Source organism: Desulfosporosinus sp. Sb-LF, from assembly GCF_004766055.1.
Taxonomy (GTDB): domain Bacteria; phylum Bacillota; class Desulfitobacteriia; order Desulfitobacteriales; family Desulfitobacteriaceae; genus Desulfosporosinus.
Window position 1 is genome coordinate 1 of the sequence record NZ_SPQR01000019.1, and the last position, 14,245, is coordinate 14,245.

General features: G+C 42.6%; 14 protein-coding genes. 5 read left to right on the forward strand and 9 right to left on the reverse strand.

From position 1 onward, the window contains the following. Together E4K68_RS20855 and E4K68_RS18625 are read left to right on the forward strand one after the other, a co-directional pair. On the forward strand, positions 1 to 181 hold a 181-nt coding region (locus tag E4K68_RS20855; RefSeq protein ID WP_206751217.1), incomplete at its 5' end, for a hypothetical protein. Positions 182 to 861: 680 nt separating this feature from the next. Beyond that, positions 862 to 2,067, forward strand: a complete 1,206-nt coding sequence (locus E4K68_RS18625; protein WP_135380417.1) for an N-acetylmuramoyl-L-alanine amidase — start codon at positions 862 to 864, stop codon at positions 2,065 to 2,067. Between the two features lie 99 nt (positions 2,068 to 2,166). On the opposite strand, the gene E4K68_RS18630 is transcribed toward E4K68_RS18625, so the two are convergent. After that, on the reverse strand, positions 2,167 to 3,768 hold the full coding sequence (locus E4K68_RS18630; RefSeq protein WP_135380418.1) for a peptide chain release factor 3: 1,602 nt from the start codon (positions 3,766 to 3,768) through the stop codon (positions 2,167 to 2,169). A gap of 300 nt (positions 3,769 to 4,068) precedes the next feature. On the opposite strand from E4K68_RS18630, the gene E4K68_RS18635 reads away from it, so the two are divergent. Beyond that, on the forward strand, positions 4,069 to 4,527 hold the full coding sequence (locus tag E4K68_RS18635; protein ID WP_135380419.1) for a YbjN domain-containing protein: 459 nt from the start codon (positions 4,069 to 4,071) through the stop codon (positions 4,525 to 4,527). 120 nt (positions 4,528 to 4,647) lie between these two features. On the opposite strand, the gene E4K68_RS18640 is transcribed toward E4K68_RS18635, so the two are convergent. Next, on the reverse strand, positions 4,648 to 5,298 hold the full coding sequence (locus E4K68_RS18640) for a hemolysin III family protein (protein ID WP_135380420.1): 651 nt from the start codon (positions 5,296 to 5,298) through the stop codon (positions 4,648 to 4,650). A gap of 247 nt (positions 5,299 to 5,545) precedes the next feature. On the opposite strand from E4K68_RS18640, the gene E4K68_RS18645 reads away from it, so the two are divergent. Continuing rightward, on the forward strand, positions 5,546 to 5,752 hold the full coding sequence (locus tag E4K68_RS18645; RefSeq protein WP_135380421.1) for an alpha/beta-type small acid-soluble spore protein: 207 nt from the start codon (positions 5,546 to 5,548) through the stop codon (positions 5,750 to 5,752). A gap of 278 nt (positions 5,753 to 6,030) precedes the next feature. On the opposite strand, the gene E4K68_RS18650 is transcribed toward E4K68_RS18645, so the two are convergent. Beyond that, positions 6,031 to 6,228, reverse strand: a complete 198-nt coding sequence (locus tag E4K68_RS18650; protein ID WP_135380422.1) for a hypothetical protein — start codon at positions 6,226 to 6,228, stop codon at positions 6,031 to 6,033. A 237-nt stretch (positions 6,229 to 6,465) separates the two neighbouring features. Between E4K68_RS18650 and E4K68_RS18655 the strand changes: the two genes are divergently transcribed. After that, the gene (locus tag E4K68_RS18655) at positions 6,466 to 7,458 is read left to right on the forward strand and encodes an MBL fold metallo-hydrolase (RefSeq protein WP_243450448.1); all 993 of its coding nucleotides are present in this window, start codon (positions 6,466 to 6,468) and stop codon (positions 7,456 to 7,458) included. A 142-nt stretch (positions 7,459 to 7,600) separates the two neighbouring features. Here E4K68_RS18655 and E4K68_RS18660 read toward each other — a convergent pair whose 3' ends face one another. The 6 genes from E4K68_RS18660 to E4K68_RS18685 form a co-directional block, all read right to left on the reverse strand. Then, positions 7,601 to 7,801 (reverse strand): cation transporter, encoded by a 201-nt coding sequence (locus E4K68_RS18660; protein WP_135380423.1) that lies wholly within the window; start codon positions 7,799 to 7,801, stop codon positions 7,601 to 7,603. A gap of 230 nt (positions 7,802 to 8,031) precedes the next feature. Continuing rightward, a complete protein-coding gene (locus tag E4K68_RS18665) occupies positions 8,032 to 10,830 on the reverse strand; it encodes a heavy metal translocating P-type ATPase (RefSeq protein ID WP_135380424.1) in 2,799 nt (932 codons plus the stop codon). A gap of 77 nt (positions 10,831 to 10,907) precedes the next feature. Beyond that, positions 10,908 to 11,252, reverse strand: a complete 345-nt coding sequence (locus tag E4K68_RS18670; RefSeq protein WP_135380425.1) for a metal-sensitive transcriptional regulator — start codon at positions 11,250 to 11,252, stop codon at positions 10,908 to 10,910. A gap of 277 nt (positions 11,253 to 11,529) precedes the next feature. Continuing rightward, entirely contained in the window at positions 11,530 to 13,086 is a 1,557-nt protein-coding gene (gene hutH / locus E4K68_RS18675) for a histidine ammonia-lyase (RefSeq protein ID WP_135380426.1), read from the reverse strand. A 145-nt stretch (positions 13,087 to 13,231) separates the two neighbouring features. Then, positions 13,232 to 13,672: a HutP family protein gene (locus E4K68_RS18680; RefSeq protein ID WP_135380427.1), complete on the reverse strand. Its 441-nt coding sequence runs from the start codon at positions 13,670 to 13,672 to the stop codon at positions 13,232 to 13,234. Between the two features lie 154 nt (positions 13,673 to 13,826). Beyond that, the gene (locus E4K68_RS18685; RefSeq protein WP_243450449.1) at positions 13,827 to 14,144 is read right to left on the reverse strand and encodes a YmaF family protein; all 318 of its coding nucleotides are present in this window, start codon (positions 14,142 to 14,144) and stop codon (positions 13,827 to 13,829) included. Positions 14,145 to 14,245: the final 101 nt, after the last annotated feature.

Genomic DNA, 14,245 nt, shown 5'->3' on the forward strand with positions numbered 1-14,245 from the left:
CAACTTCTGTATTGAAGAAGATGATGACTTGCTCATTGTTTCTTTGAAACTCTTGCGAGTTTCTCTCATTGGCTGTCCTTGTTGTTTAGTTTTCAAAGACCATGGTTTAAATTTTGTTTCCAGCACCCGTTTGGGCCGGAATCACATCTTAGCATTTTCAACTCGCGTTGTCAATCACTAATTTGTTTGTTCTGATTGATTAGTTCAAAGGTTTTACACCTTACCTTTTTCAATCGGTTTGCGTCTTTGTGGCGCTTAGTTATAATACCATTTCCTGTTGGTGCTGTCAACTATTATTTACGTATATTCGACTTTTTATTCAACTCGATATCCTAACTCTCTTAGCACCTCATTCCGCAGTTTGAACAGTTGGCTAAAATTCACAACAGATATTTAAACGTAATTCCTCCGATGAATTTAGCGAGATATGATTATTAGCCATCGGCTTCGCAAGATATCGCAGATTAGACAGCTGCTCACACGCATGGATCTCTTCCAAAGCTTATACCACTTTGCGCCTAACGATTGTCCAATAAAGTAAGCTCCTACTAATATAGGATACGTCGTCCACTCCCATCCCAGACCTAATCGTATGCGTAGGAAGATTATAAGTGGTATAGGACAATGAACCGATATAAACCATTGCCAAGAAAATTTTCTAACATTCCCTCTCCAATAGCCAAATGGAATATTGAGTATAATTACCACAGCCGAAACCATAATCCAAACCATATTTCCCACCGTCTTTCTTAAACTAATCCTTGGAGAACCCACTTTAAGATTATCTTTAAATTTATGTTTACGGCGCGCTTACTCACAATATACATAAGTGATAACTCTTTAGAGAGGAGCGTGAGCTTAATGTTTCAGCGGCCGATCATTCTGCTAATCCGCAAAACCTGGGCATTGGGAGCCATTATAGTCCTGGCTATTTCATTAATCGGATTAGGATCATTTAAATTAACCTCGGTATTCTCTTCAGATTTAAAAAACAAAGTGATCGTCATAGATCCTGGACATGGCGGAGCTGACCCTGGCGCACAGAATTCAGGCCTTAAGGAAAAAGACGTAAATTTGGATATATCCTTACGTTTACGTAAAGTTCTGGAGTCAAAGGGGTGCACCGTGATCCTAACTCGTGAGGTGGATAAAGATTTTTTTCTCCCGGGGGCTGTTGTGGGCCGAATGGCCAAACGAGCTGAACTGAACAACAGAATTTCTATAGCTTCTAAAAATAATGCGGATTTATTTATAAGCGTTCATGCCAACAGCTTTCCCCAAAGGAATACATACGGAATGGAAACCTACTACCATCTAAAATCATCAACTGGAAAAGTTCTAGCTGAAGGAATCCAAAGACAGTTAACTCAACTCCAACCCAATAATAAACGCCCAGCTAAAGCTGGCGATTATTATATAATCAAACAAACGAAAATGCCGGCCGTTCTCGTCGAAGTGGGTTTTATTTCTAACCCAAAGGAAAGAAAACTCTTGTTGACTGACCATTACAGGGATTTAGTCGCCGATGCCATTGGTACTGGAATTGTACATTACTTCAATGACCACCCAATGGGTGTCCCCGAGAATTCACCAACTGCCTCTGCGCCAGAAGGTCCCCCATCTGCTACCGAAAACACCTATAAACTCTATTACCCAAATGATACCCTAGAAAGTCTTATCCCTGAAGACCGTGAAATTCATGACTCAATATGGGCAAAATCAGACCTCTCCCAAAAGGCCACCTTTATCTTACGTGAACTTATTCGTGGTCCTCAATCAGGCAAAAGCACCCCAACTATCCCATCAACAACAAAAGTGCTCTCGGTAATCATTCAAAATAACGTCGCTACTATTAACTTTAGTAGAGATATACAGGATCATTTCCCTAGTGGGGCTTTAGAAGAAGATATAACGATTAAATCCATTGTTTGGTCATTGACCCAACTCCCTGGGATTAACGGCGTAAATATACTTATCGATGGCGAATTTGGAGAGTCGCTCGGTGGACACATCCTTTTAGATCATACGTTTGGAACTCAACTGAAAATTGTACAAAATGAAGTTTAATAATTGGTACAGAAAACTAAAAAGTCTGGGATAATCCCAGACTTTTTACGTTAGCAATTAGTATTCACCAGTAAGTTGGCAACAGCCAAGGATGGTCGTTTACTCGATAGTCATAGTCTGTGGTTGCATATAAAATTCAATGTCATAACGTTCGCTTAACCATTTTGCTTTCCAGTCATCCAATAACAGAACAGCATAGTTCTCATCTTTATCCAGCGTTACTGTACTCATGCTGGATTCTGTAAGCAACTTGAGCGTCTTTTCATCCTTTTCAACCCAACGAACAATTTCATAGGGAAGGTGTTGAATATCGACCTTTACCCCGTACTCTTCACGCAAACGATATTCTAACACCTCAAACTGCAATTGCCCGACAACACCGACAATCGGAGCCTCTACTCCCATATGGAGATCTCTAAATACATGAATGGCCCCTTCTTCCTGTAATTCCTGAATTCCTTTAATAAATTGCTTTCGCTTTAAGGCGTTAGCAATATTAATACGGGCAAAATTTTCAGGGCTAAAGAAAGGCATTGCTTCAAACTGTAGTCCATCTTTTTCTGAGAGAACATCCCCAATTCGCAAAGATCCACTATCATGAACCCCGATAATGTCACCTGCAAATGCCTCGTCGAGAATCGTTCGTTCTTGAGCAAACAACAACTGAGGCTGAGCAAGTCGGAGTCTACGATGGGTACGCGTATGAATAACATTCATACCCCGTTCGTAGCGACCAGAACAAATCCGAATAAATGCGATACGATCTCGGTGTTGAGCATTCATGTTAGCTTGTATTTTAAATATATACCCCGAAAAGCTAGGGATCTCAGGGTTCAGCTCACCCATATTAGTGCTTCTGGGTTGCGGGGCTGGTGCTAAGTCAATGAAACTATGCAAAAAATTAGGAACTCCGAAGTTATTGAGCGCACTGCCGAAAAACACAGGCGTTACTTCTCCGCGATCTACCCGCTCCTGGGAGAAGGAATTTCCAGCTAGCTCCAACAGCTCGATTTCCTCGTTAAGCTGTTTCAGCAGAGTTTCTCCGATACCTTCTTGTACATCAGGATCACTGAGAGCGCCAGATATAGGAGGCTTGGCATTTGATTTGGTACTTCCTTCAATAAATCGTTCCACCTGCCCTGTCTGCCGATCGTAAATGCCTTTAAAATCCGGACCCATGCCGATAGGCCAATTCATGGCATATGATTCAACTCCCAGTACTTTTTCTACTTCATCCATTAAATCTAGAGGATCCTTGGCATTACGGTCAAACTTATTAATGAAAGTGAAAATAGGGATTCCACGTTTGCGGCAAACATGAAATAACTTTTTGGTCTGAGTCTCAACCCCTTTGGCAGCATCAATCAGCATCACGGCGCTATCAGCAGCTGTCAAGGTTCGGTAAGTGTCTTCACTGAAATCTTGGTGACCAGGTGTATCTAGGATGTTGATGATGTGTCCTTGATACTTAAACTGCAGAGCACTAGAAGTAATAGAAATACCCCTCTGCCGTTCAAGATCCATCCAGTCCGACGTGGCATAGCGTTCTGCTTTTCTAGCTTTAACGGATCCGGCTTCGCGAATTGCACCTCCAAAGAGTAGCAGTTTTTCCGTCAAGGTTGTTTTCCCTGCATCCGGATGGGAAATGATCGCAAAGGTTCGACGGGCATTAATTTCTTTGTTTAAGTCCGTTTGATTCAATGTTTTTAACTCCTTAGCTTATGTTAGTTATACATTCTATTCAAATTCATTGATCTATGAATATACTAAAAATCAATTATAACACGCAGAAGTGAATAACCTCAAACCTTTTCCTTTCGGTGCAAGCTATTTACACCCAGAAACCCCTTCCTGAAAAGGCAAGATCAACTCTACCACCCTTGAAGTTGGTAATATCAAATGCGCTCTGAGATATTTATCGACACACTCATTTTCAGAAGGAATTAGCCAGCCTCACGTGGAATGTAGGTAAGCAAGCGCATATATAGGAGGATGGTAAACATGTCCTTGTTTCGGATGCTTTATGAAATTCTAAACCAAAATGGCTGGGATTTTGATTTTGACAACAAGAATGAGATCATCAAACTTGATATTAATGGCGTTAACACTAACTTCCATGCTTTCCTTTTGGTTGATGAGGAGCAAGAATCCTTACTTTGCAACACGCATATTGACCAAAAGATCCCCCACTCAAAACGCCTTGAGGTTTGTGATTTCATGAGCCGCGTTAACTATGAACTTGCGAACGGTAATTTTGAAATGGATATGGATAACGGTGAAATTCGATATCGTACATTTCTTGATCTGGCAGATGCAGTACCGTCTAAAGATCAGGTACTAAATATTCTTTGGAATGGTGTACTAGGATTCGACACTTTCTACCCTGGGTTAATGAAACTCGTTTATGGGAATTGTAGTGCGGAAGAGGCAGCCTCTTTCTGCACTGAAGAAGATACTTAAATAATAAACTATCGAAGAGGATACTCAGGAGGAGTGACAAACACATTGTCACTCCTCCTTTTTCTAATTAAAGATATCGTTAATTGATCTACAACAGTTTTCGCTTCCATACGTATGAGCCTATTCGGTCATCGGCACAATATAAATGAGTATCATCAGGAAATGTACTACACTGCCTGCTGCAATAAACAAATGAAATATTTCATGAAAACCAAAACGTTTCGGAAAAAAATCAAAGATTTTAGTGGCGTAAATGATAGCACCCATGGTGTAAACCACTCCGCCAACAGCCATAAGAATAATCGCTCCAAAAGGTAAATTTCTAATAAGTTGTAAGAAGGGAACCAAAGCAATCCAGCCTAACGAGACATAAAAAGCTGATGAAACATAGCGAGGTGCATGGATAAACCAGATTTTTAATGCCATTCCAATTATGGCCAAGGTCCAAACTGCAGTAAGCATTGCCCAGCGCCATGCTCCCTCGAGCCCATAATAAAAAACTGGCGTATAAGAGCCTGCGATTAAAAAGTAAATGGCAATATGATCCACCTTTTTCAAAAGAAGTTCTTTCTGAGGTGTGGTCCGAACCCAATGATAGATAGAGCTGGCCCCATAAAGAGCGATCATACTAATCCCATATATCGTCATAGTAATGAGTTTAGACAAATTGTTTCTACTCAAGAAAATAAGGAAAACAAGTCCCACAATTGCTGCTACAAAGGCAATAAAATGTGTCCATGTGTTTACCGGTTCCTTCATCTTCAAGCTCATTCTTGAGTCCTCCAATTCTCTCACCAATGTCAATCATAGTGTTATTTTAAACCTTGAGTCAGTTAAAATCAACCTTCTTAATGCCTCACGATTAGCTTCCCATAGTGAATAACTCAATATTTACTACCATCCATAAAAGGAAACCTCTCTATATTGTAGTAATAATTACCTGAGTAAGAAAAGTTCCATAACACATAATAAGAATGTTCCAGTACACAAATTTAAAATTTAAAGGAGGGCACCTACCATGGCAGGAGAAAGAAGTACTAACACACCAGCAGCTCAAGGAGCTTCACAACAATTGGATCAATTCAAGTATGAAGTTGCAAACGAAATGGGCCTTCAACTGGGCGGCGATCGTACAAGTCGTGAAAACGGTTCTGTCGGTGGTCAAATGACCAAGCGGATGATTCAATTCGCAGAAGAACATTTAAAAGGTGGAACCAAAATCTAACGTTAACCCAAAAGGGTGACACGGGTTATAGTAAGAGGGATATCTAGGGATATCCCTCTTACTCAATTTAAGGTACAACAACCTTTGCTCAGCTTGCTTCGACTAAAATATTTTCGTGAGGAAATAGTCTAAATAAGGCCAGACGAACGCCAAGCCGAAGGCGACTGCCTAGTGGCACTGATATTCGCCGGCCATGGATCGCAAGTGTCCGTATAGCTAAAGAATGAGCAAAAGGGATCAGCTCGGATTTAATTGTACAAAAAAAGGAGCCTATGCTCCTATTTAATTGTACCGTCTGTTTCCTCTAGGTGTTTCTTCTTCGATGCTAAATGTGCTTTGACATCTTTGATTTGATGTGAAGTAAGTTCTCCAGCGTTTTCTGCTAAAAATTCTTCATTTTTATGGATGTTTCGAAGTGTTAATTCTATTTTCTTTAGGTCCTCATTCTTATCTTTATTGCCATCATTTCTTGGCATGATCATCACCTCAAATTTAGTTTGTCCAAAGATAACATAATCATTCTGACTGTAAAGCGGGATTTTCTGAATAAAATCATCTATACTTTGGTTACAACTATTGTTAAAAATAATCCTAAAACAAGAGATTGCCCCATGAAGTTAAGAAACTATATCTTCCAAAGGGAAACAAGGAAAATTCAGGATGACCTTGAATAAGTTCAAATACTAAAACATCGTGATGCGAGGTGATCCCTTTTGAATAGATTTAAGGAAACTCCCTCTACGGGAAATAAACCTGTCAAGAAATGGACTCGGCGACAAATCTTACGCGCAGGTTTTTGGGGAACAGCAGTCATGGTCAGCGGATTTACCTTGTCTCCGGTAGGGAACGACTTCCGATCTCAATTCGAGCAAACGGAACTTACTCTAGCTTCTATCGATACACGACCAGTCCCTTCAAACTGGTCAGACCTTGATTTCACCCTAACTTGGCTCGGACATGCTAGTTTCCTTCTTAATTTTTATGGTACACGCATCCTGATTGATCCAGCTCTAGAAGAGCGAATTGGCATTACCCCCATAGCCAATTTCACAGTCGGTCTTAAACGCACTCAACCCGCCGCCTTAAGTGTCTCTGAGATTGGACCTGTCGATCTTTTATTACTTTCACACGCCCATACAGACCACTTTGACTATCCAACGTTACGGCAACTTCAGTCCCCCAACACAATAGCTGTTACAGCCAAAAACACATCTCCCTTGTGGCAAAACCTTCGTTTTCAATCCGTTTCTGAAATACACTGGCAAGAAAGCAGAACCTACTCAGGAGTCCAAGTTAAATCAATAGAAGGAAAACATTGGGGAGCACGTTTACCATGGCATAAGGAAATGACTGCTAATAGTTATCTTTTATCTAAAAACGGTGTGAACATTTTCTTCGGAGCAGATACGGGATATAGCCAAAAAATCCTTGACCAATTGTCTGGGATTTCCATTGACCTAGCCATCATGGGGATAGGGGCCTATTCTCCGAAGTCTTTCGAAGCCCGTCATGCGACACCTGAACAAGCTTGGCAAATGGCTGAAGAGATGGGGGCTAAATGGGTCATTCCTATGCATTGGGGCACCTTTCGCCTCTCCCAAGAACCCATGGATGAACCGATTGCTCGCTTCCGTCAAACCGCTGCAGGCCAGATGGAGAAGATAGCACTTCAGAAAATAGGTGCCACATGGGCCCGGCCGCGTTAACTTAACTTCGAATAATAGGAACTTCGATTTATACATTGCAAAAAGAACCGCCTGAGCGGTTCTTTTTGACTAATATTCTACGTTACTGTGAATCAACTAAATTATTTTGAGTCATTTGGTAGTCATATCAATAAAAAAAGACTTATCCCACTACCGAGTAACCGGCCTCTTCAACTGCTTTAACAAGATTTGCGTGGTCAACTTCTCCTGTTACGACAGCTTCTTTGGCCTCGAGATCGACTTTAGCACTTTCTACGCCGGTTACCCCTTGCAACGCTTTTTCAGCTCTCATCTTGCAGTGGTTACACGTCATGCCTTCAATCTTCAAAATAGTTTGGCTCATTCCTTTTCACCTCCTAAATCAGAAGTCAGGGATCAGAGGCCAGAGGCCAGATGAACAATAACTTCATCAAAGTAATAGACTGATTTTCTCCTGAATGTAACTAGAAATTTCGACAAGCATAAGTTAGTATACACATCCTCCCAAGATACACCCAAAAATATTCGAGAGGAAAATCAACGATTAACTAATAACTTTAACCCTTAACTCTCAGCTTTCAACTAACAATTATTCTAACCTTCCAGCTTTTTGTCATACCCTCTCAACATAAGCGAGCTGGTGACGACGGATACGGACGAGAAGGCCATAGCCAGACCAGCCCACTCGGGCGGTAAAAGCTTGCCAGTTAAAGGGTAAAGGGCGCCAGCAGCAATAGGAATACCAATCGTATTGTAAATCAAGGCCCAAAATAGGTTTTGCTTGATTTTACTAAGTGTTTTTCGCCCTAAACGAATCGCTCGCTCAACATCCATGAGATCATTGCGAACTAAAACGACATCCCCAGTTTCCTTGGCTACATCGGTTCCTGAGCCAATGGCAATTCCAACATCGGATTGGGCTAAGGCTGGTGCGTCATTAATTCCATCCCCCACCATTGAGACTTTAAAGCCTTGGTCTTGATACTTTTTAATAATATTTATCTTATCTTGAGGTAAAACTTCGGCCATCACTTCATCGATCCCGACCTGTTCTCCTACCATTTGAGCGACTTTTTTATTGTCCCCAGTGATCATGAAGGTTTTTAACCCTAGCTTATGCAACCGTTCAATAGCCTCTTTTGTGCTTTCTTTAACCACATCGGCTAGGGCGATAAGTCCTATCACCCGACCCCCTAGTGCGATAAAGCTAGTTGTCTTACCCTCTTCAGCCAGGCGCTGAAAGTCCTTTTCTACTCCCTGCACATCCACATGGTTCAAGTTCATCAGCTTAATATTACCGATAAGTAACTGCTGACCTTCATAAGCGCAAGTGACTCCGTAGCCACCCTCTTCCGAATAATTCTCCACCTCTTGGATAACAAGCTGTTCTTTCTTAGCCTTAGCAACAACCGCCTGTGCCAGCGGGTGAATCGAGGGATTTTCACCCGCTCCCGCAATTTTTAGAACATTCTTTTTTGTATAAGAATCATACGGAATGATATCTGTCACCTCAGGAGTTCCTTTGGTCAATGTCCCCGTTTTATCGAACCCAATCACTTGTAAGTGAGCAATTCCCTCAAGTACAGCCGCAGATTTAAATAAAATACCACGGTTTAGCCCTACCCCACTGCCCACCATAATCGCCGTCGGAGTGGCCAGTCCCAATGCACAGGGACAAGCAATAACCAAAACAGCAATCGCAGCCGTGAAGGCAAATATAAACGTACTCTGAAAGGCCAGGTACCAAATCAAAAAGGTAATGACTGAAATTGAAACGACTGTGGGAACAAAATAATTAGAAATTGTATCTGCTAGCCGTTGAATCGGGGGTTTAACCCCTTGGGCATCTTCCACCATTTTAATGATTCCAGAAAGGACGGTATCCTGACCAGTTTTGGTCGTTCTTACCTTAATGCTCCCCGATCGATTAATCGTGGCTCCGATCACAGGGTCGCCCACCTTTTTGTCAACAGGGATGGATTCCCCTGTCAGCATCGCTTCATCGATACTTGCTTGTCCTTCCATGATTTCTCCATCTACAGGTATTCGCTCTCCAGATTTCACGAGGACAAGATCCCCGATTCTCAAATCGGATGCCGCTACTTCTTTTTCTTGTCCATCGACGAGTAAGCGCGCCTTATCAGCCTGTAACTCCAGCAGTCGTTTTAAGGCCTGACCAGCCCGCCCTTTCGCTTTAACCTCCAGATATTTACCGAAACGCACAAAAGTGATCAACAAAGCAGACGTGTCAAAGAAATTGGGGCCCTCGAAAAATAACACCGGGAAGAACATGTGCAACGTCGTCATCAGGCTATACCCATAAGCGGCTGTAATTCCCAAGGCTACCAAAACATCCATATTCGCAGAGCGGTTTTTCAAGGCGTGATAAGCTCCGCGATAAAAGGTCCAACCGGCCGTAAACTGAACAATTGTAGCCAAAGCAAGAATCGTATACATTATGGGTCTGGACATGGGGAGAAACATCAACGGCATAACCGGCGATGAAAAAACCGCACTGAAAATCAGCCAATTACGTTGTTTGACAGCGGTACGATCATCTTGATTTTCGTCCGCAGTTTCAAAAGGAAGATACCCCGCATCTCGCACTTGTTTAAAGATTTCTCGCATATTGACAACACCTGGATCAAACTCCACTGAAACCGACTCACTCGCGAAGTTTACCGCAACGTTTTGTACTCCTTGGGTACCTTTAAGCTTTTTCTCAATCGCTAAGGCACAATTAGCACACGTCATTCCGCCTACTTTAAATTGTTGCTTTCCAGCATTTTGACTTTGTGCAGCATACCCAAGGTCCTTGATCTTAGCAAGGAGAGTTTCCTCCTTCACCACCATAGGATCGAGTTCCACGGTTAGTTTTTCCGAAGCAAAATTTACAGCAACTGATTTAATCCCCGGCATGGACTTCAAACCCTTTTCAATCGTCAAAGCACAATTTGCACAGGTCATGCCACTGATTTTGAACAGCTGTTTTTGGTCTCCTGCAACAGATGTGAGCGCTGTTGCTTCAATCTTCTCTAGAAGTTCTGAACGCACTGAGGTTTCCATGTTACTTTTGTTGCCTGCATTCTTCGGATCTTCCACGCTTACAGGGCATTCCGAGCTTTCGGCGTTTTCCGCGTTTTCCTGTCCTACCTGCACATCGGCCGGTTTTTCCATAGAATAACCGGCTTCCTCAATTTCTTGTCGTATATCCACCAAGTTGACTTGAATCGGATCACAATCAAAAGTGGCCTTCGAATCATCTAAAGACACATGTACATTCTCCATACTTGGGTATTTCTTCAAAATCTTTGTGACGTGATTGACGCAATGTTGACAGGTCATGCCATAGACTTGAATCTCTTTTTTCTCTCGAACTGCTTGTTCTGTCATATATAGTATCCCTCCTTAAGAGCAAATATCTAAGAGCTAAAACTAAACATAGACTTCAGATAGGGCTAAATATTCTTCTAACGATTCATACGAAAAATAGTTTTAAGAACCTCATCAATAACCTGTTCATCTCCACTCTGAAGACGCTCTCTGACGCACGATTTCATATGTTTTTCCAACAGTAATCGTGAAGCCCCATCTAAGGCGGATTGAGCAGAAGAGATCTGGTTCAAAATATCATCGCAATAAACGTGACGTTCGATCATTCCTTTAATTCCCCGAATTTGTCCTTCAATGCGGTTCATCCGCGTTACGAGTTCTTTGATTGTTTTATCGTCATGATGGCTTATCCGCTCTCCAGAATTCTCGCCGTTACTCTGACAAGCTGGACAGGGAAGGGCTTGATTTTCATTCGACTTCATGTAATCACCTCACAATAATATAGTATACCCCCCTATGCTATGTGTCAAGGAAAAGTATACATGGGTGCCACCCCGTGAAAGCAGTTATTCTAAAAGAGAAAAGAAAGGGATTGTCCTTTATATAGAAATAACGTTCTATATAAAAAGACATTCCCTTTCTTTTATAGTGTACCCATTTCCGAAACCTTTACCCTGATCCATTTGTTGATCCTACAGCATTAAGACCCTATCTTAACTGATGTAAGATTCAAGATCTTTTGCTTGATCTTAGGCAAACTTAAGCTTCGGCTTGCAGTTTCCGGCGAACCGCCGTGACTAACTTCCCGGAAGAAACCAACTCTTTAGCCACTTGAATATCTGGATACATGACCCGGTCCTCTCCGAGTGTGCTTACCTTTGTACGAACAAGCTGGTAAGCGCCCTCGCTTCCCTTCCCAAGCTGGAGTTCCTCTTTTCCTTTTCTTAAATCAACACCCTGACAGGCAGCTAGAAGTTCCATAGCCAAAACGTTAACCGTGTTTTCCAAGATACTTCGAGCCTTACGGGCAGCAATCGTTCCCATACTTACATGATCTTCTTGATTTGCCGAGGAAGGAATCGAATCCACACTTGCTGGATGAGCCAAGATTTTATTCTCGGAAACCAGTGAAGCTGCAGAATACTGCACAATCATGAATCCCGAATTTAATCCCCCATCAGCAGTTAAAAACGCTGGTAATCCACTTAAGTTTGGATTAACCAGACGTTCCAAGCGTCGCTCGGAGATATTAGCAAGTTCTGCCACCGCAATTCCCAAAAAGTCCATCGCTAAGGCCACGGGTTGGCCGTGGAAATTCCCGCCCGAGAGTACTTCTCCCTCTTCAGGAAAGATCAAAGGATTATCAGTTGCAGAGTTCATCTCAATCTCCACAACCTTTTTTACATATTCCACAGCATCCCCTGAAGGGCCATGTACTTGGGCAATACAACGTAGGGCGTAAGCATCCTGTACCCTGAGACGTTGTTTTCCGGCCACAAACGTGCTCCCCTCGGTAAGAAGTCGAATTTGTTGGGCCACTTCTATCTGACCAGAATGGGGACGCGCAGCATGGATTTTCGGATCAAACGCATCGTGAATTCCTTCGAGCGCTTCAAAGGTCAAAGCCGCTGTAATATTTGCAGATTCCCATAAAATTTCCGCATCCCAAACGGCGAGAGCTGCAACTGCCGTCATAACTTGGGTCCCGTTGATCAGAGCAAGGCCCTCTTTCCCTTCTAAGATAACTGGCTCTAGTCCCGCTTGAGTTAGTGCCTCCCGACCACTCATTCGACGCCCCTTATAAAACGCTTCCCCCTCACCGATCAAGACCAAAACCATATGGGACAAGGGAGCCAAATCCCCGCTCGCTCCGAGCGAGCCCTTTTCAGGTACAACAGGGACAATACCCGCATTAAGCACCTCAAGCAAGGTTTCCAACGTTGAGAGACGTATGCCAGAAAATCCCTTTGCTAAAGCATTAGCTCTCAGCAGCAAAATCCCTCTGACTACTTCAGATGGCAAGGGCTCACCCACCCCAGTTGCATGACTCATAATGAGATTTCGTTGGAGTTTTTTAGCATCTTCCTTTGAAATCAAGACATTGCTAAACATCCCAAAACCTGTCGTAATTCCATAGACCGTTTTGTTTCCCTCGATTAGGTTGTCGACGTACTCTCTGGATTTCAGGATTTTTTCTTTTGCTGCTGGATTTAAACGTGCTTTGGCACCGTACCGCGCCACCGACACCATTTTTTCAAACGTAAGTGATTCCCCATCTAAGAAAATCTCTAGGTTTTCAGCTAAGACTACGCTCATATTTTCTTCCTCCTTAGAGCAATGAAAAAAGAGGATTAAGCCATAAACTTTCGTCTACAGCTTAGCCCTCTAACATCTAATAGCTCTGAGCATGCCCTGATTTATTGCACTTTACTTAAAATTCTTCAATGAAGGATTTACCTAATCATAAATGATTAATTCCTAATCCACAAACCTCATGTTCATGGCCTTTTATCGGCGCTCCAATCATTCCATACATACCGACCGCAATCCAAAGATCATCTAAATCCTCAAGGGTGCGTGGCCCTTTGACAATGGCAAAGCGAAGTCCTACTGTACGCAGAACATTTCCGAGCTGAAGTGGTCCTCTGCCTAACCCCTGCAGAGCATCGAGAATAGCATGGTAAAGGGCATGTTGGGCTCGATAACGCTCATTCGTAAGGCCCTCGCGTTTCGCTGCAGTTTCAACCGCTGCTATGACCTTTTGTACATCCATAGATCCAACCTTACCCACCGCAACCTCAAAACCCTTGTCTCTGGCATTCGACACATAATCTTCAGTCATACTTCCTTCGGCCATGGCAATAAGTAAGGCCGTTTTCCCTAAGGATGAACAATGTTCCATAATAACCCCCTGGTTCAAACGTGAAGTGAATCTTTTTCACTATGCCAGCTACTGATACTTCACCTAATCCCTGCAACTGACTCTATACTTATCATAAACGAGAACCGCTTAGCCTTCAATATAAATTTTTCAGCTACTTGCTATTTGTTATAGCTTAAATACCCGGTGCCGGCATATCTGGACCGCTGACATGATGACGATGTCCTGCAGAAACCGACGTATAGAAATCCCAATTATGAACATGGTAGTTATTTGGTAACGGAACCGCTGGTCCAGAAACTGCTTTATAATAATGAGAATGTCCCTGTTCATACATTACCCAACTTTCCGAATGATGAACGTGGCTTCCATCCTCAGTCCATATGGCTGGCGCGGTAATGTCTAGACATTGATGGGCATGTTCATGATCACTGGACGTGTGGGTGACACTTCCATGGTTATGAGCAGGATCAGATTTAACGTGTGTATACAATGGAATCCCTCCTTCTTCCCTTAAAACACAAGCTAACTCAACAAGCTCAAAATTCCAATTATGATCCAAGTAGCTATCCATTTTATGCTGAAAGAGTTTCC

Bases quoted from the DNA above. Each gene is read 5' to 3' on its own strand.
- E4K68_RS18665 (WP_135380424.1), bottom strand. From the start codon at position 10,830: ATGACAGAACAAGCAGTTCGAGAGAAAAAAGAGATTCAAGTCTATGGC.
- E4K68_RS18645 (WP_135380421.1), top strand. From the start codon at position 5,546: ATGGCAGGAGAAAGAAGTACTAACACACCAGCAGCTCAAGGAGCTTCA.
- E4K68_RS18635 (WP_135380419.1), top strand. From the start codon at position 4,069: ATGTCCTTGTTTCGGATGCTTTATGAAATTCTAAACCAAAATGGCTGG.
- E4K68_RS18625 (WP_135380417.1), top strand. From the start codon at position 862: ATGTTTCAGCGGCCGATCATTCTGCTAATCCGCAAAACCTGGGCATTG.
- E4K68_RS18680 (WP_135380427.1), bottom strand. From the start codon at position 13,672: ATGGAACATTGTTCATCCTTAGGGAAAACGGCCTTACTTATTGCCATG.
- hutH (WP_135380426.1), bottom strand. From the start codon at position 13,086: ATGAGCGTAGTCTTAGCTGAAAACCTAGAGATTTTCTTAGATGGGGAA.
- E4K68_RS18670 (WP_135380425.1), bottom strand. From the start codon at position 11,252: ATGAAGTCGAATGAAAATCAAGCCCTTCCCTGTCCAGCTTGTCAGAGT.
- E4K68_RS18650 (WP_135380422.1), bottom strand. From the start codon at position 6,228: ATGCCAAGAAATGATGGCAATAAAGATAAGAATGAGGACCTAAAGAAA.
- E4K68_RS18660 (WP_135380423.1), bottom strand. From the start codon at position 7,801: ATGAGCCAAACTATTTTGAAGATTGAAGGCATGACGTGTAACCACTGC.
- E4K68_RS18640 (WP_135380420.1), bottom strand. From the start codon at position 5,298: ATGAGCTTGAAGATGAAGGAACCGGTAAACACATGGACACATTTTATT.